The 17929-nt window shown below is 59.1% G+C and carries 14 protein-coding genes and 1 rRNA gene; 7 read left to right on the forward strand and 8 right to left on the reverse strand.

Annotation, left to right across the window (positions count from 1 at the left end):
* Positions 1–75: ribosomal RNA gene (gene rrf, locus AC07OV_RS29750) — 5S ribosomal RNA — on the forward strand; the annotation flags it as partial.
* Between the two features lie 158 nt (positions 76–233).
* Here rrf and AC07OV_RS29755 read toward each other — a convergent pair.
* The 3 genes from AC07OV_RS29755 to AC07OV_RS29765 form a co-directional block, all read right to left on the reverse strand.
* A complete protein-coding gene (locus AC07OV_RS29755; RefSeq protein WP_495093558.1) occupies positions 234–2729 on the reverse strand; it encodes a TonB-dependent siderophore receptor in 2496 nt (831 codons plus the stop codon).
* Positions 2730–2834: 105 nt separating this feature from the next.
* Complete coding sequence (locus AC07OV_RS29760; protein ID WP_176997466.1) at positions 2835–3806, reverse strand: FecR domain-containing protein; 972 nt, start codon at positions 3804–3806, stop codon at positions 2835–2837.
* Positions 3803–4318 (reverse strand): sigma-70 family RNA polymerase sigma factor, encoded by a 516-nt coding sequence (locus tag AC07OV_RS29765; protein ID WP_176997465.1) that lies wholly within the window; start codon positions 4316–4318, stop codon positions 3803–3805. The genes AC07OV_RS29760 and AC07OV_RS29765 overlap by 4 nt, the downstream gene beginning before the upstream one ends.
* 280 nt (positions 4319–4598) lie before the next feature.
* Between AC07OV_RS29765 and AC07OV_RS29770 the strand changes: the two genes are divergently transcribed.
* Positions 4599–6479, forward strand: a complete 1881-nt coding sequence (locus AC07OV_RS29770; protein ID WP_176997464.1) for a methyl-accepting chemotaxis protein — start codon at positions 4599–4601, stop codon at positions 6477–6479.
* Between the two features lie 45 nt (positions 6480–6524).
* Here the strand turns inward: AC07OV_RS29770 and AC07OV_RS29775 are convergent, their stop codons facing one another.
* The 5 genes from AC07OV_RS29775 to AC07OV_RS29795 all read right to left on the reverse strand — a co-directional run bounded on the left by AC07OV_RS29775 (position 6525) and on the right by AC07OV_RS29795 (position 13123).
* A complete protein-coding gene (locus tag AC07OV_RS29775; RefSeq protein ID WP_494999119.1) occupies positions 6525–6983 on the reverse strand; it encodes an SRPBCC family protein in 459 nt (152 codons plus the stop codon).
* A 19-nt stretch (positions 6984–7002) separates the two neighbouring features.
* A complete protein-coding gene (locus AC07OV_RS29780) occupies positions 7003–10380 on the reverse strand; it encodes an amino acid adenylation domain-containing protein (protein WP_495093559.1) in 3378 nt (1125 codons plus the stop codon).
* Positions 10377–11324: a diiron oxygenase gene (locus AC07OV_RS29785; RefSeq protein WP_495093560.1), complete on the reverse strand. Its 948-nt coding sequence runs from the start codon at positions 11322–11324 to the stop codon at positions 10377–10379. The genes AC07OV_RS29780 and AC07OV_RS29785 overlap by 4 nt, the downstream gene beginning before the upstream one ends.
* Complete coding sequence (locus AC07OV_RS29790) at positions 11321–12079, reverse strand: DUF3050 domain-containing protein (RefSeq protein ID WP_495093561.1); 759 nt, start codon at positions 12077–12079, stop codon at positions 11321–11323. Before AC07OV_RS29790 ends, AC07OV_RS29785 begins: the two co-directional genes overlap by 4 nt.
* 345 nt (positions 12080–12424) lie before the next feature.
* Positions 12425–13123, reverse strand: a complete 699-nt coding sequence (locus AC07OV_RS29795; RefSeq protein WP_495093562.1) for a GntR family transcriptional regulator — start codon at positions 13121–13123, stop codon at positions 12425–12427.
* A gap of 367 nt (positions 13124–13490) precedes the next feature.
* Between AC07OV_RS29795 and AC07OV_RS29800 the strand changes: the two genes are divergently transcribed.
* The 5 genes from AC07OV_RS29800 (at position 13491) to AC07OV_RS29820 (ending at position 17822) form a co-directional block, all read left to right on the forward strand.
* Positions 13491–14384, forward strand: coding sequence for a TauD/TfdA dioxygenase family protein (locus AC07OV_RS29800; protein WP_176997458.1), 894 nt, complete (start codon positions 13491–13493; stop codon positions 14382–14384).
* A 27-nt stretch (positions 14385–14411) separates the two neighbouring features.
* Positions 14412–15263, forward strand: a complete 852-nt coding sequence (locus AC07OV_RS29805) for an ABC transporter ATP-binding protein (protein ID WP_176997457.1) — start codon at positions 14412–14414, stop codon at positions 15261–15263.
* Between the two features lie 11 nt (positions 15264–15274).
* The gene (locus AC07OV_RS29810) at positions 15275–16123 is read left to right on the forward strand and encodes an ABC transporter permease (protein WP_176997456.1); all 849 of its coding nucleotides are present in this window, start codon (positions 15275–15277) and stop codon (positions 16121–16123) included.
* Between the two features lie 99 nt (positions 16124–16222).
* On the forward strand, positions 16223–16849 hold the full coding sequence (locus AC07OV_RS29815) for a TonB family protein (protein ID WP_176997455.1): 627 nt from the start codon (positions 16223–16225) through the stop codon (positions 16847–16849).
* Positions 16850–16901: 52 nt separating this feature from the next.
* On the forward strand, positions 16902–17822 hold the full coding sequence (locus AC07OV_RS29820; protein ID WP_494999124.1) for a LysR family transcriptional regulator: 921 nt from the start codon (positions 16902–16904) through the stop codon (positions 17820–17822).
* Positions 17823–17929: the final 107 nt, after the last annotated feature.

Genomic DNA, 17929 nt, shown 5'->3' on the forward strand with positions numbered 1-17929 from the left:
GAACTCAGCAGTGAAACGATGCATCGCCGATGGTAGTGTGGGGTTTCCCCATGTGAGAGTAGGTCATCGTCAAGATTGAATTCCGAAACCCCTGTCTGCTAACGCAGACAGGGGTTTTGTCGTTTAAGGACGCGAATTGTCCAAGCCCTTAAACGACGAGGGCAGCCCCCAATCGGCAAACACAAAAAAGCCAGCACCTGAAATCAGACGCTGGCTTTTTAGTCACTCATGGTTCAGAACTGATAGCTTACCGTCGCACTGACATTACGTTCCTCGCCCAGGTAACAGAAGTTCAGGCTCGCACACGAAGCAACATAGGTTTCGTTCGTCAGGTTGTTGGCATTGAGCCGCACATCCATACCTTTCAGCCCTACCTTGCCCAAGTCATAACCCACCGAAGCATCAAACAACGTGTAGGCAGGCACCTTCATGGTGTTTTCTGCATCCGCCCAGCTGTATCCGACGTACCGCACGCCGCCCCCAAATCGCAAGCCATCCAGGGCGCCGCTATTGAACTTATAGTCGGCCCATACCGAGGCCATGTGACGAGGTGCTTGGGTCGGCGAGTTGCCCTTGTTCTCAATCAGATTGTCAGCCGTGCTCAACGTACTCACCATCGACTTGGAGTACTTGATATCCGTAAAGGTATAGCTGCCCAAAAGCTTCAGGTTGTCGGTCAGTTGCATATGAGCCTCCAACTCAAGTCCCTGGGAGCGTACAGCGCCTACAGCCCGATAGAAGTTCTCCTGCGGCAGTTTGGTTGCCAGGTTCTCCTGGTCGATGCGAAACCAGGACGCCGTAAACAGGTTATCCGTGCCTGGCGGTTGGTACTTCAAACCGGCCTCCCACTGCGTCCCATCTGTCGGCGCCAGCGGGTTACCGGCGCTGTCGGAGTAGGAGTTCGGGTTGAAGGACTCTGAATAGCTGACATAGGGCGCCAAGCCGTTATCAAAAAGATACAGCGCCCCCGCACGCCCCGTGAGTTTGGTCCGTTTGTCACTGATCTCAGTACCCACAGGGCGGTTTGCTTCTGCGATGCGGTTTTCATCCGACGTCTGCACCCAATCCTGGCGCAGCCCGAGAGAGAAGCGCCATTTGTCCATTTCGATCAGGTCTTGCAGGTAGACGCCAGTCTGTTCCAGCCGCCGTAGGTAGCTGGTTGGGCTGTAGTAGCTGATAGCGGAATTGCCGTAGACCGGATTAAACGCATTGATCGGCTGCAGCGACCCACTGGTCCAGTCCACCACGGTCTTGCGGCGTTGATAATCCGCCCCCATCAGCACGGTATGCTTAGTCGCACCGGTAAAAAATTCTGCCTGTAGCATGTTGTCGATGATGAACGCATGCAGCTTTTCATCACCTCCCGAGTAATAGCGGTTCAGCTCATTACTGGTCGGCGTGGTCCAGCCGTAGGCGTACACCTGATCCAGATGCACCTTGGAATCCAGGTAGCGGAAATTCTGTCGGGCGGTAAATACATCGTTGAAGCGATGTTCAAACTGATAACCAAACGATTGCTGGTCACGTTTATAGCCATCGACCCCTGGCTCACCTTCAAAAAAGTGGCTGGAGATCCGCTGCCCATTGCGTTGATGCAATGCGCCATCCGCCGGCATCCCACCGTGATAACCGCCATCAGGGTCATGTTGCAGGTAGGCCTGGAGCGTCAGCGAAGTGTCCTCAGTGAAATCGATACTCAGCGTAGGCGCCAACGCAAAGCGTTTTTCCTTGGCATGGTCGAATTGAGTGTCGGACTTGTCCGCTAACCCTGTAAGTCGGTAGGCAACACGTTTGTCGTCATCTACCGGCCCGCTGAAATCAAAACCCATGCCCCGCTGCCCGCGGCTACCGACTGTCGCCTGAACCTGATGATAAGACTCGAACAGTGGTTTCTTGCTGGTCAGCGCCACCAGGCCACCCGGTGAGCTGCGCCCGTACAGCACGGACGACGGTCCTTTAAGAATGTCGACCCGTTCGAGAAAATACGGATCCACCTGCATCGTACTGTAGGTGCCGCTGTCTCCCATGGACTTCAAGCCATCCAGGTAAATGTTGTCGACCGATCCGTCATTGAAACCGCGCATGGCCACGTAGTCATAGCGATGGGTTGCGCCATAAGGGTTGGTCAGCACGCCAGGCGTATAACGCATGGCTTGCGCGACGGTTTGGGAGCCTTGGTCGTCCATCTGTTCACGCGTCACCACTGAAACGGTTTGAGAGGTTTCAAGCAGCGCGGTGCTGGTCTTGGTTGCGATTTGGCTATGGGTCGCGTTGTAACCGTCCATGCTGCCCAAGGCATTACCCAGGGCGAAGCCTCTGATGTCCGTGGTAGGCAACGTCAGCGTGCTACTTTCCGGCTGCGCCTGCAGAACAAAGCTGACACCGTCCTGTGAATCTGCCTGCAACCCCGAGCCAATAAGCACGTGATTCAAACCTTGCTCGGCCGAATAGTCACCCTGTAGGCCGCTCGATTGTTTGCCCTGAGTCTGTAACGGCGTGCTGGATAGGGTAATACCCGCCTCACGGGCAAACTGATTAAGTACCTCACTCAAAGGACCGGCAGGAATGTCGTAGTGCCGGTTGATCTGCTCGGTACCTGGTTGCGCGGCGAAGCCGACAGTCGGCAGCGTACCCATACCCAACGCCGTCGAAAACAAAGCGGCGCGGATGGCTTTGGCTAGCAAAGGGTGGGGAAAGACAAAGGAGTCGTTTTGAAAACGTACAGTCATGTTCAAGGTCCGTAGAGGCCGGTGAGGGCAGTTTGAGAGGCTTACTGTCTAAGCCGGACTCACGGAAAAAAACCGCCAAAAAAACTGGATGCAGCCCATAACAATTCAGACCGCCCGTTCCAGGCTCACCCACCAACGTGTGCGATAGCGCACCTGAACCGGCAGCGTCTTCGGCAATATCGCCAGCAGCTGGTCGGTGTCTTCCAGGCGGAATACGCCCGACAGCCTTAAATCGGCAATATCGGCCGAACAACCCAGATGCCCCGGTCGGTAACGACTCACTTCTGCCAGGAAATCCTCAAGCCGCATGCCTCGTGTGATGATCAGCCCGTCAGCCCATGCCCCTGCATCCAAGTCCAGAGGTGGAGCAACGACGACTTGCGTCTGGTTCACAAGGTAGTCCTGCCCTGAGTGGGCCTGGGTGGATAACCCATCGACCGTGTGCGGAGAGTGAATGGCGACGTTTCCACTGACCACACTCAGCCGTGTGCAGTCGCGCTCCTGGCGCAGGGTAAAGCGCCCGTCGATACCTTCGAACAGGCCGTGGCGGGTTTTCACCAACAAAGGCGTTGGCGCTGCTGCGCCGCAGTTGACCAGGATTTCCCCGCGCAAGAGTGTGATCAGGCGTTGCTGAGGGTCAAAGCTCAGGTCCACCGCACTGTCGGTATTGAGTTGCAGACGCGTGCCATCCGGCAATTGAATACTGCGCCGTTCACCCGTGGCGGTGGCGAAGTCGGCCGTCCAGCGTTGCCAACCCACCAGGTCTCTGCTGATCCAGCCTGCCGAACCCACCAATACAATGCCGGACAACACCTTCAGCGCCTGCCGGCGATCGAGCCCCTGCGCGCTGTTTTCCAACGCCACATGTGCGCCGGGGATCGCCGTCAGTCGACTGTTCAATTCCTGCTGCAGCGCCTGCACCCGTTGCCAGGCCAACTCGTGATCAGTATGGGCCTCACGCCAGTGTTCACATTGCGCACGCAGGCGCACATTGGCGCGATTGTTACGCAGGCGCAGCGCCCAGTTGATGGCTTGTTTGACGACCTGGGAGTCAGGGTCGTGCCGGGAAGCATTCATGCGCCATACCGCAGGACGTAACAGTGATAGAGCCCTTGCGCGACATAGCGCTCCACGGATCGCAGCGATACGCCCATTTGCTGCGCAATTTGTGCATACGCCAACCCATCGCACTGAGCCAATAGAAACGCCTTACGCACTTTAGGCTTCAGACCTTCCAGAAGCAGGGCGATTTCCTCCAGCAACTCCAGCACCAGCGCACGGGCTTCAGCGCTCGGTGCCAATGCCTCCGGTAGATGTGCGATGGACTCAAGATAAGCACGTTCTATTTCTTCACGGCGCCAGTGATCAATCACCAAGCCCCGGGCGATGGTGCGTAGAAATGCGCGAGGTGCCTTCAGTTCGAAGCGTTCGGTTTTCTGCAGCAGGCGCACAAAGGTGTCCTGCGCCAGGTCTGCGGCATCGGCGGCATTTCCCAGGCGGCTGCGCAACCAGGTGTTGAGCCAATTGTGGTGGGTGCTGTACAGCGTCTGCACAACACTTTCACACGGGATGTATTCAGAAGACGGCATTCACACAGGCCCGGCCAAACGTCACAAATGATAATTAGTCGCATTGTCTGGAAGGCTGAAAGATTTTGCAATCTCTGAAGCGTGCAGCGCTACCGCTTGTCGGTTTCCTACGCCAAAAGAGGATGCCTCTCACAAATTTCTAAGATTTGCCGACGCTTGGCCGAAAGCCTGATGAGCCATGCGTGCACCGAAATAGAGCGGTCCGAGAATCCGCCTATACCGTTACATGGAATGTTCCACTCGGCACGCTCACCCCCCTTTGGCAAAAGAAGTCGATGAAATGAATCTCAAGTTCAGTCATAAAATTCTGTTGGCCGCGTCAGGCGTCGTGGTTCTGGCCTTCGCGTTATTCACGCTCTACAACGACTACCTGCAACGCAGCACCATCAAGCAAAACCTGGAATCGTCCATCCAGCAATCCGGTGAACTCACCGCCAGCAGCGTGCAGAACTGGCTCAGCGGCCGGATCCTGGTACTCGAAAGCCTGGCGCAGAACGTTGCCCACCAAGGCAGTGGTGCTGACCTCCCCGGGTTGGTCGATCAGCCTGCATTTACCTCGAACTTCCAGTTCACCTACGTCGGTCAAACCAATGGCGTGTTCACACAGCGCCCTGACGCCAAGATGCCCGATGGTTACGACCCTCGTCAGCGCCCCTGGTACAAACAGGCTGTAGCGGCTGATAAAACCATGCTCACTCCGCCTTACATGGCCGCAGTGGGCGGGCAGATCGTCACCATCGCCATGCCGGTGAAAAAGAACGGTGAGTTGTTGGGTGTGGTGGGGGGCGACCTCAGCCTGCAGACCTTGGTGAAGATCATCAACTCGGTCGACTTCGGCGGCATCGGCCACGCATTCCTGGTCAGCGCGGACGGCCAGGTCATCGTCAGCCCTGACCAGGATCAGGTGATGAAGAACCTCAAGGATATCTACCCGGGCACGAGCCTGCGAATCGAGAAGGTCAACCAGGACGTCGTCCTCAACGGCCAGGATCGCATCCTGTCGTTCACCCCTATCAGCGGTTTGCCGGGTGCAGATTGGTACATCGGCCTGTCGATCGATAAAGACAAAGCCTACGCGCCGCTGGGCAAATTCCGTACTTCTGCATTGATTGCCATGTTGATCGCTGTGGTGGTGATTGCCGTGCTTTTGAGCCTGCTGATTCAAGTGCTGCTGCGGCCATTGACCACCATGGGCGTGGCCATGCAGGACATTGCCCAGGGCGAAGGCGACCTCACCCGCCGCCTGGATGTCACCAGCAAGGACGAGTTCGGCGAAGTGGGCAGTGCGTTCAACCAATTCGTCGAGCGTATTCACGCCTCCATCTCTGAAGTGTCCTCGGCAACCCGTCAAGTGCACGACCTGTCCCAGCGCGTCATGGCTTCGTCCAATGCCTCGATCATTGGCTCCGACGAGCAGAGTGCGCGTACCAACAGCGTGGCTGCGGCCATCAACGAGCTGGGTGCAGCCACCCAGGAGATCGCCCGCAACGCCGCCGATGCTTCCCAGCATGCCAGCGGTGCCAGCGAACAGGCTGACGATGGGCGCAAAGTCGTCGAGCAAACCATCCTGGCGATGTCGGAACTGTCGCAGAAGATCAGCCTGTCCTGCACTCAGATCGAAACACTCAATGCCAGCACCGATAACATCGGCCACATCCTGGATGTGATCAAAGGCATTTCCCAGCAAACCAACTTGCTGGCCCTGAACGCGGCGATCGAAGCGGCCCGCGCCGGTGAGGCCGGGCGTGGTTTTGCCGTGGTGGCTGACGAAGTGCGCAACCTGGCTCACCGTACCCAGGAGTCTGCCGAGGAGATCCACAAAATGATCACCTCGCTGCAAGTGGGCTCGCGTGAAGCGGTGACCACCATGAACGCCAGCCAGTCTTCCAGCGAAGAAAGCGTAGAAGTGGCCAACCAGGCCGGTGCCCGCCTGGTCAGCGTGACGCAGCGAATCGTCGAGATCGACGGCATGAACCAATCGGTGGCCGCCGCGACCGAGGAGCAGACTGCGGTGGTGGAGACCCTCAACGTCGACATCAACCAAATCAACCTGCTGAACCAGCAGGGCGTGGCCAACCTCAACGAGACCCTGAAAGATTGCGATGCACTGTCGCAACAGGCGAGCCGCCTGAAGCAACTGGTCGACAGCTTCAAGATCTGACGCATTGATTGAACGGGTAGGAGCGAGCGGCCTCGCTCCTACTGTTCAGCTGAATAACCGGCGCACATTCTCCAGGGCGCCATCGGCAAACTCCTGCACAAATTGCTCAAAGCCCGCCTGTGCGGTCTCGACGGGCTCGGCAATAATCGTCCACACCACCTTCGAGCATTCGGCGCCCGCGGCTTGAACGCTGATCGCGGCCCAGAGCCTGGCGATCCCAAGGGTGTTGTAAAGGGTGGTCCAAGTCATGTGCATGGCATGCTCATCCCGGCTATTGAGCTGCTCCACGACGCAATGGCCGTCCTTGAAAAACTTCGTTCGCAGTGCACCCACGCCGGCGCCTGTCATTTCGATGCGGGTCAGCGCTGGGATGAACCTGTCAAAGCGCGCGAATTGGCCCACCATGCCCCAAACGTGGTTGGCATTGCTGGCGACAACGACAGATGCCACTATCGGTCGCCCTCGCGGGTTGCGAATTAATGTATCGGGTTGCAGCGGTTTCATGAGGTTGTCCTGAATCTATTTACAAAAAGCCTATGGCTCTGAGGTAGTTGCACCCTTTGCTCAGCAGCGACGGGTCTTTTTCCGGGTACTGTTCGCCCATCCGATGAACACCTCGTCGTGCATTGTCATGGCGAATCATCGACGTGTCGCTGATGTCCTCTTTCAGGTTATCCAGGTAGAACCCAAGCACGCCGAATAACGCGTTGTCCTGGCTCACCTTTCGCAACGCATGTTGCCAATCTGCAAGGCTGACGCGCTCGAACATGCAACCCATGCGGCCGAATGCGTCCAGGTAGTGTGCCCAGCTCAACGGTTGTGGGTTATGCAGGTTGAATACGTTGGCTGCCGCGTGAAATTCGCCACTGTGGAAGGCAATGAAACGGGCGAAGAAATCCACGGGCACCAAGTCAAAGTTCATGTCCAACTCAGGCACCAGGCCCAGTTGCAGCGAGCCCTTCAGCATCAGCATCAGGCGGTTTTTATGGGGTTGGCAGACGCCGTTAGAGGCGTTGAAGCTGATGTTGCCGGGGCGGTGGATATTGACCCATGCGCCTTGCTCGACCGCCCGGCGCAACTGCCGCTCGGCCACCCATTTGGACAGGTTGTAACCATTTTTGATGAACACTGGCAGAGTGGGCTCGGCGTGTGCTTCGAGTACGTATCCCTGCACGTCGAGGCTGCTGGAGGCGGACAGTGTCGAGACAAAGTTGAAGACCTTCTTGCAGTGGGTTTCACATAGCCGCAAACACTCGGCTATCGGCGCGACGTTATCCCGGGCCAGGGAGGCGTAGTCCATCACATGGTTGACGTGCGCGGCGTTGTGCACCAACACCCCGTAATCCTGTGCAAGGCCGTTGTATTGCGCGTAGGTCAGGCCCAACCGAGGCAAGCTGACATCGGCGGCGTACACCTGAACCCGGCTGATGTCCAAGTGGTCCAGCTGGTATTCGCGCAACGCGTCGGCAAACCGTGCGGCAGCTGTTCGATCGGGCGACTCACGTACAAGACATGCAACTTTTTCAGCGCCACCTGCCAACAGTGCCTGGACAACATGCACGCCGACAAAGCTGTTGGCGCCCGTGACGATGACGTGGCGCGGGTTACCGGCACGCTCGCCGGGCAGTGCGTCAACAGCCCATTCCCGTTGAGCATCACATGCCGCTTGGCCTGTCAGTACGTCGGGTGCCGAGCCGTTCTCCATGAGCGCCGCAAGCGTACGAATCGTCGGGACTTCAATGAAGTGGCTCAGGGAAAAGCTTCGGCCAAAATGCTCGCGGGCCCGCAGCAGCAAAGTCGATAGCAACAGGGAGTGGCCCCCCAGGTTGAAGAAACTCTCATCGACAGACAGCGCCTTGGCAGGCAGCCCCAGCAACTCGCCCCACAGGTCAGCCAGGCGCACCTGAAGCGGCGTCTGTGCGGGGGTGGAAGTGGCATTTACGCGGCGAGCAACGGGCGATGCGAGCAACGCCTTGCGATCGATTTTGCCGCTGTCGGAACAGGGCAGGCAGGGCAGCTCGGTCCACTCCTGGGGGCGCATATGGTCGGGCAACCATTGCTGCGCGTACTCGGCCAGGCAAGCGACCGTGACTCCCGTTTCGGGCTGGGCGGCAAACCCCAGGATCCTGTGATCGCCATCAATCACCACGGCCACTTGGCGATACAGGCGGCTAATTCGCAAGCACTGCTCAATCTCTTGGGGTTCCACTCTAAAGCCGCGGATTTTTACCTGGTCATCGCGACGTCCACCCAGCTCGATGCCCTCTGCTGTCCATTTCGCCAGATCGCCGCTGCGGTAGGCGCGAAGGGGTTGTGTGCCGAACACTTGCAGCTCGACGAACGGGCTGCCTGCCGGTTGAGGCAAGCCCACATAGCCCAGACTTACACCTGGGCCGGCGATATACAGTTCGCCCATGACGTTTTCATCCACTGGCTGCAGGTCGTCATCCAGTATCAGAACCTGGCTGTTGGCGATGGGGCGGCCCAGGCTTCGATTGCCGTCACCGGGGCGCAATGTGCGGTGGGTAACCAGCACGGTGGTTTCGGTGGGGCCGTAGAGATTGTGCAATTGGCACTGTGTCGCCAATCGATCGATCACATAGGGCTCGCAGGCGTCACCCCCTGTGGACAGATGTGCCAGGCCCAGCGGTGGGTCCAATGGCAGGATGCTGAGCAATGCCGGTGGCAGGAAGGCGTGAGTGACGTGCTGTTGGTGAATCAGATCGAGTAATTGTTGGGGGTCACGGTGTTGGTGTTCGCTTGGGACGATCAGTGTGGCGCCGGCGATCAGGCTGGGGAAAATATCGATCAGCGAGGAATCAAAACTCAATGGCGAAAACTGCAGGACCTGGCTCTTTTCGTTGACCGCCATGCAGCGACCAAACCACGCGCAGAAGTGCGCCAGGTTACCCTGGCTCAACAGCACGCCCTTGGGTTGGCCGGTCGTCCCTGACGTATAGAGCACCATGCAAGGCATCGCTGCCGAAGGGCGCACGAGCATCAGCGACGGCATTGCCATTGCATCGAGTTGGCTGACTGCGCTGACATCCAGAGACGCCACCTCACTGCGTAGTGGATGCGTACCTCCGTGCAGCAACAGGCAGGCCCCTGCGTTTTCCAACATCACCCGTTGGCGGCGAGCAGGTTGGTCGGGTGCCAGTGGCAGGTAAACGGCGCCGCAGCCCATTACGGCCAGGATGCTGGCGTACAGGTCAACGGACTTTCTCAGGCAGACCCCAATCACCGGTAACGTTCCCGCGGTCTCCAACATCGGGCGCAGTTGCAGTTGGATCGCCAGGGCGCGCGCCTGCAGTTGGCGATAAGTCACCGTGCTACCTGACACATTCAGGGCCGTTCGCGAGGCGAATACCTTAAGGCTGGCCTGCAGCTGTTCGATCACCGGGGTTTCAGCCTGGTGCAGCAGCGTTGGGTCGGCCGTGCGATTGAAACGATGCATAAAGGCCAGCGCTTCCAATGCCTGCAAACCTTCTTCAGGCCAATCATTGGCCCTCGTTTCTGCGCGAAAATACGCAGGGTCGCGTGAAAAACCGCTGACCTGCAATGCCACCCATTCGGTCAATGCAAGCGTCGTTTGTTGGCGCAGGCGCTCGCCGTTGCCGCTGGGCTCCTCAGCCAGTTCTAACGTCGAGAGCAGGCGTCGGGTACGGTCATAGCAACGCAGCTGCACGGCAGGCAACCCGCACTCGGTCACAGGGCCGATGCCCAGGCGCAGGCTTATCCACGGCACTTCGCGATCGTGTGTGGGTAAGGGCCGGGTACCGTCTTCGATCAAGAGGTCGACCGTCTCGCTACCGGTCACATGCCCGTATTGCTCCAGTTCCAGCTGCACCGCCTCCAGGGCTTTGCTGATGCCGACGTAGGTGATGGTCAGGCGCCTCATGCTGGTCTCCCCGCCACCGGCAGGTAGTCACAGAGTGCCTGGGCCATAGAGGGTGTTTGCAGCAGGCCGCTGTGGTGCAGAAAACCCATGATATTGCCAAGCAACGGGTGCTGGCGTGTGATGGGGAAATCCATGGCCGCCACCTCAGCCCGCAGCGCAGTGCGCACGTGATCGCTGACATCGATGTGGTCGATCAACTGCAGGTTGAAGTGCTTCTGCAGGTTGTTGGTCAGGTAATGCGCCAGAAAGGTCGGCAGGACCTGAGCGATACCTTCGCGATGATCCGGGCTGGCCGCTTGCCAATACCGGCGCACAAGGCGTGTCCAGAACAGCGCATGGCGGCCTTCATCAAACAGGTGGTCGGCCATCAGCCCGCGCACGGATGCCTTGAGGCTGCTGTCCTTGGAAAACGCCGCCACGTCGTGGGTCACGGTGTTCTCGGCAATCGCCACACAGACCAACTCCACGGCGTCGCGCAGGTGTGCAGGCACCTGCGCCTGGGCTGCCGGCAAGGCGCGGCTCAGCTCGATCTGCTCGGGCATGTCGATGGGCGCAATACCGGTCAACGCCACGGTCTGCTGCAAGAAGTCCAGCGCGACCAATGCGTGATAGTCCTCGTCGACAACGACGGTCATCGCGTCGTATCGACAGGCGAGGGGGAAGGGCTGCGGGAAACGGTTCTTGGCAATGCGGCGGGCGGTCTTGTCGACGATCTCGGTCTCGAAAATCACCACGTCGTTGAGGAACTTGTAGAAACTCTGCACCAGCACAAAATCGCGCCACTGTGGGCAGTGCTCCAGAAATGTCGCGCAGAGCACCAAAGGCTGTCGGCACAGCGGGTAGATCAGTTTGTCATCGTCTTCCAACAACCGGCGAGGGCGGGTGCGAATGGTTGCGCGGCGCTCCCAGTCGTCGGCGATGGAGCGGTAGTCGTCGATGTTCATGGTTGCACCTCATGCAGCGAGGTGCGCACTGCGTCCCAAAGCGTGATGCGGCTTTCTACTGCGGCGAGCGCCATTTCATCGGCTTGCCGGCGGTCGTTCGGATTGGCCGCCACCAGGCGTTCCAGCATCTGTGCTGCGGCGGGCCCATGGTCATGGGCGTCCAACTCGATATGCCGTTCAAGGTAGTTGCGCAGCGCGGGCGCTTGGCCAGGGACGAGCGCCTGCTGTTGCAAGAGGCGGTCAAACATCCCGGGAATGACACACTCACGCCCATGAAAGAAGACCGCTGCCACACAATGGGTCGGCGCGTTCAAGGCGAGGTGCAGTGTGCTGCCGACGAAACCCGCAAGCTCGGGAAGCACATCGATCATGGTCAGGGCAGCGCTGGCGTCCGTACCTTGACGTTGTAGTGCGATAAAGCGATGGATATTCGACGTGTCGGCACCCACCTCGGCCATTGCCTCCAGGTAAAGCTCGAAGTGGCTGCAATGGCCACGGGTTGGGTGGGTGTCGGATTCTTCGCCCAATACGATTTCATTGATCAGGCGAGCAGACTGCGGGTCGGTTGGGGGAAGCCAGGGCAATCGTACGCACGTGAGGTCTCGTTGCAGGCGTTTGGCGAGCGTCATGAAATCCCAAACGGCGAATACATGGTTTTCCATGAACCGTTGCAACTTTGGACGGGAGGTTACTTCAATAAAGAGCGGGTGGTTGCACAGATGGATTTTTTTTTGTTCAAGTAAAGATTGATACATGGTTGATGCCTATAAGTTGCTGCGTTCGCTGTGAGAACAGCGGTTGGCTTTAAGGGCCGAATATTAGGTAGGGCAGGCCAGGCCTTGCGCACTTTGTTGTGCGAGGTGGTAGAAGTGTCTGGCCTGGTAAGAAAAGATGATAAGCCGGTTAGTTACGGCTCTGTGCATACGAATTTATTAGAAGTTTTTCTAAATGATTTGATTTGTAAGTTGCGCTGTAACTACGGGTGGGAAGTTTCTTGGAACCGAGCGGGATCCATTATCGTAAGTTGTTTAAGTTGGAATCGCTGTTTGAGAAGTTATTTCTTTCGGGGTTCTTTCTGCGTGAAAGAACCCCACAATGGCTTACTTGCCGGCGGCTTCCAGGCCTTTGAGGTAAGTCGTGATCACCTCCATCCCGCGCATCAAGTGGTTGCGCAGCGTCAGGATGCTTTCTTCGGTTTTCTTCTGTGCCACCAGGTTCAGCAGCTCGCGGTGGTCTTCCTGGGACGTCTCACCCAGGCCCATCGCTTCCAGGTTGAAACGCAGAAAACGCTCCTCCTCATTCAAGCCGTGCTCCACCAATTTGAGCAGTCGCTGGTTCGGCGCTTTACCGTACAGGGCCATGTGAAACAGCCGATTCAGACGCCCGATTTCGGTGTAGTCCTTTTCTTGCTCCAGGGCGATGATGCAGGCGTCTGCTTCGGCGATATCGTCGGCTGTCAGCAGCGGGATCGACAGGCGCAGCGCCTCGGACTCCAGCAGCATGCGCAGGGCGTAGGTTTCCGCCGAGTTGTCTTCGATCAATGGCGCAACTACGGCACCCTTGTGTGTCACCACGTGCAGCAATGACTGTGCTTCAAGCTGGCGCAAGGCTTCCCGCACGGGCATGCGGCTGACGCCGAACAGGCTGGCCAGTTCCTGTTGGCGCATGGCCGTGCCACAGGGCAAACGACCATCGAGGATGGCATTGCGCAGGGTTTCTTCAATCACGGCGCGAGCAAGGTGCGCGGGAATAGGCCCGCTGATCTTGATGCTGTTCCAAGGGTTCGGCTTCTGCGTCACGGTTACGCTATCCTCCTTTTTCAAAAGGGTGTGGCTAATTGGATCCAAAGCACACTAGAGACTGCCCCTAAGCTTGTCAAACAGGCACGGTTTCGGCTTGTAAGCGGTTCAACACGCCGCTCCGCACGCCCACATCAAGCCTTTATCGTGTCTTACGTTGCCAGGCTCAACCGGCGTCCTGCTAAGTGTTTAAAGCCATTTTTGCCTTATAAGTGTTAAACGTTTCGCCGCAGCCGTTTATTCCCTCATGGCCGAGCGCCCAGTGCTTTTGCCAGCACATTCCCGTCTATAGATATTCACTAACGGTATTTAAATTGCTGTTCTTATATCTATAAAGTCAGCCTCCTGTCTGATCGGGAGTGAACTCATGTCCGCCGCCTCTACTGTTCCAACAGCGAACCCATCCACCCAAACCTTCGAGATTCTCCCACTGGCCGGCAGTGTCGGCGCCGAGGTCATCGGCCTGGATTTGTCCCGACCGGTCAACGACCAGGATTTCGCCCGCATCCACCGTGCGCACCTGGACCATCACGTCGTCGTTTTCCGTGACCAACGCATCACCCCCGAACAACAGATCGCTTTCAGCCGCCGCTTCGGTGTGCTGCAGATCCACGTGCTCAAACAGTTCCTGCTGGCCAACCATCCGGAGATCCTGATCGTCTCCAACATCATCGAAAACGGCCAATCCATCGGCTTGGGTGATGCAGGAAAATTCTGGCATTCGGACCTCTCCTATAAGGAACTACCAAGCTTGGGCTCGATGCTGCACGCCCAGGAACTGCCTTCCGAGGGCGGCGACACCTTGTTTGCCGACATGCACAAGGCCTGGGACCAATTGCCCGAGCACCTGCGCACAGCGGTCGAAGGCCGAAGCGCCGCGCACTCCTACACCGCGCGCTACAGCGAGACCAAATTCGAAGGCAACTGGCGCCCGACCCTCACTCCGGAACAGCTTGCCCAAGTCGCCGAAGTGGTGCACCCGATCGTGCGCACCCACCCGGAAAACGGGCGTAAGGCGCTCTTTGTGAGTGAAGGTTTCACCACCCGTATTGTCGGCCTGCCGGAGGACGAAAGCCGTGACCTGTTGGCCCAGCTCTACGCTCACAGCGTATTGCCGGAAAACATCTACCGCCATCAGTGGCAGCCCCACGACATGGTGTTCTGGGACAACCGCTCGCTGATCCATCTGGCGGCCGGCTGCCCGAGCCACCTGCGCCGCAAGCTGTTTCGCACCACCATCCAGGGCGACGCGCCTTTCTGATCCCCACTTCCCGGCTAGAGAGTTGAAATGAACGCGCCCCTGCAAGGCCACGCGGCCAGCACGTTGAATACCCCCCAGCCTTTGTTGGCGGTGGACAAAGTCAGCCTTGAATACCGCACCCCCGAGCGCGTGGTGCGAGCCACTCACCAAGTCAGTTTCGAGATCGACCCGGCCGACCGCTATGTGCTCCTCGGCCCCTCGGGTTGCGGCAAATCCACACTGCTCAAATCCATCGCCGGCTTTATCAAACCGTGCGAAGGCGAGATCCGCTTGCAGGGGCAAAAAGTCGAACAGCCGGGCCCTGACCGCATCGTGGTGTTCCAGGAGTTCGACCAGTTGCCGCCGTGGAAGACCGTCAAGCAGAACGTGATGTTTCCGTTGCTGGCGTCCAAGACCCTCAAGCGCCGCGAGGCCGAAGAGCGCGCCTTGCACTACCTCGACAAGGTCGGCCTCAGCGCCTTCGCCGACGCGTACCCCCATACTCTTTCTGGTGGCATGAAAGCCCGCGTCGCCATCGCCCGCGCGTTGGCCATGCAACCGAAAATCCTGTTGATGGACGAGCCCTTCGCCGCCCTCGACGCCCTGACCCGACGCAAGATGCAAGAAGAGTTGCTGCTGCTCTGGGAAGAGGTGCGTTTCACCCTGCTGTTCGTCACCCACTCCATCGAAGAGGCGTTGGTGGTGGGCAATCGTATCCTGTTGCTGTCGCCCCACCCGGGCCGGGTGCGTGCGGAAATCCACAGCCATCAGTACGACCTGCACAGCCTCGGCGGCGTTGAGTTCCAGGCCTCGGCGCGGCGCATCCATCGCCTGCTGTTCGACGAAGCGCCCGAGGCCGAGCAAGAGCTGGGTTTTGCTGATATCCGCATCGCTTATTGAAGGGGCCGCTCATGCGCCAGGAATACGAAATCACCCTCGAACCGCTGCTCAGCGTTCCCGTTGAACGCGAGTTGCCCCTGCGCCAGCGCCTGTGGCAACAAGGCTGGCTGCGCAAGGGCTTGATCCTGATCGTGCTCGCCATCCTGTGGGAAGCCGTCGCGCGGTATCAGAACAACGACCTGCTGCTGCCGAGCTTTTTGCAGACGTCCCAGGCGCTGTTCGACGGCCTGCTCAGCGGCGAATTGCTCAGCAAGGTGAGCATCTCGCTGGCGGTGCTGATCAAGGGTTACTTGATTGGCATCGTGCTGGCGTTTGCCCTCACCACGCTGGCGGTCTCGACCCAGTTGGGCCGCGACCTGCTCAGTACCCTGACCTCGATGTTCAACCCGTTGCCGGCCATTGCGCTGCTACCGTTGGCCCTGCTGTGGTTCGGCCTGGGGCAGAACAGCCTGATCTTCGTGCTGGTGCATTCGGTGTTGTGGGCGCTCGCGCTCAATACCTATTCGGGGTTCCTCGGCGTGTCCGAAACCCTGCGCATGGCCGGCCGCAACTATGGCCTCAAAGGCATGCGCTTCGTGCTGTTCATCCTGATCCCGGCCGCGCTGCCGTCGATTCTTTCGGGTCTCAAGATCGGCTGGGCATTTGCCTGGCGCACGCTGATCGCTGCCGAGTTGGTGTTCGGCGCCACCAGCGGCAAGGGCGGGTTGGGCTGGTACATCTTCCAGAACCGCAACGAGCTGTACACCGACAAGGTGTTTGCCGGTTTGGCCGTGGTGATCCTGATCGGCCTGCTCGTAGAAAACCTGGTGTTTGACACCTTCGAGCGGCTCACCGTAAAGCGCTGGGGCATGCAGCGTTAAATAGGAATGATTGCTCTTTGCCAGGCGTGCGCCCGATAATGCCGGCCGAACCTGACGTCGTCTTGACGTCAGGCATACCCGGTAGAAGGATTTGCGGCGATGCGGTGTTTTGTCTTGGCGGCGGCTTTGTTTTTGTCCACTTCGGTGTTTGCCCAGTTCACGCCGCAAGCGGTATCCATGCCCAAGCCGCTCTACCCCTCAACCCAGGCTGGCACCCAGGGGCATGCACGCATCAGCCTGAAGATTCACAACGACGGCACGGTCAGCGACGTCAAGGCGCTCACCGCCACACAGCCTGATTTCGGCGAGGCGGCGGTGAACGCGGCCAGGCAATGGCGCTTCAAACCTTGGGCGGCGAGTGCCGACCAACCCGCAGTGGTCGAGGCGCAGAACGACATGATCTTCACGCCCACTGCGCCCAGCAAAGAATCCGTCCAACTGACCTTCACGCAAACCACCTATCAACCTTGCAGCGCGTTGAACGAAGAGGTCAGCCAGTTCCGGCGTGAACATCCCACTCGCCCGTTGATTGCCATGAAGAGCTTCGCCATTACCCGCGTCGCGGTGATGTTTCCGGCATTAAGCGGCAAAAGCGATTACAACGATGGTCTGTCCCGGTCTGATGAGCTGGAAAACGCCCTGCCGGAAATCGTGCGTCAGTGCCAGGCTCACCCCCAAGCGGCTTTTGCCGATTACCTGCCGCGTGCTTTCAAGCGCTACCTGTAAAGCCTGCTAGGATTGCGTACGCTGTAATCCCCACTGAACACGAGTGCTTGGTATGCAACTACCGGACATGAACCTGCTGGTCGCCCTCGACGCCTTGCTCGACGAAGGCAGTGTGGTGGGCGCGGCGCGGCGGATGAACCTGAGCCCCGCGGCCATGAGCCGAACCCTCACGCGCATTCGCGAAGCGGTGGGCGACCCGATCCTGGTACGGGCCGGGCGCGGCCTGGTGCCGACACCCAAGGCGCTGCAGTTGCAAGGCCAGGTTCGCAATGTGGTGGAGCAGGCGGCGGTGCTGTTTCGTTCCGCCGAGCAGGTCGACTTGAGCACGTTGCGCCGCCGCTTCAGTGTGCGGGCCAATGACTTTTTTATCGGGGTGTATGGCGGTCGTCTGTTTGACACCATGGAGCGCGTGGCTCCGCTGTGCGAGCTGTGCTTCGTGCCCGAAGGCGATACCGACGATGATGCCCTGCGTGAAGGGCGCCTGGACCTGCGAGTGAGCAATACCCTGCCGGCCAGCCCCGAAGTGAAAGTGCAGAACCTGTTTTCCACCACCTTTGTCGGCCTCGCCCGCGAAGATCACCCGTTGTTTGACGAAGAGATCACCGCCGCACGCTTCGCCAGTTATTCGCACATCAGTATCTCGCGGCGTGGCAAGGCCCGCGGGCCGATCGACACCGCGCTGAATGCCCTGGGCCTGGAGCGCCGTGTCGCGATGATCGCTCCAGGGTTCCACGGTGCGATGTTCATGCTGCCCGACTCCGATCTGCTCCTGCCGGTGCCCAAGGAAGCGTTGCTGAGCGCCAATCGCCTGAAACTGCCGCTGCGCGCCTTCCCGCTGCCGATCTCCTTGCCCACCCTGGTCCTGGCCCAATCCTGGCACCCGCGCTTCGACAAAGACCCGGCCCACAAATGGCTGCGCGAAACCATGCGCGAGAGCTGCCACGCCACCTGGCTCGAAGCCCAACCCGCCTGACACAAACCCCATCTCACACCCCACACCCCTCGTAGGAGCCCGGGGGGGGGGGGGGGGGGGGGGGGGGGGGGGGGGGGGGGGGGGGGGGGGGGGGGGGGGGGGGGGGG

The organism is Pseudomonas sp. GW821-FHT09A09, assembly GCF_059418405.1.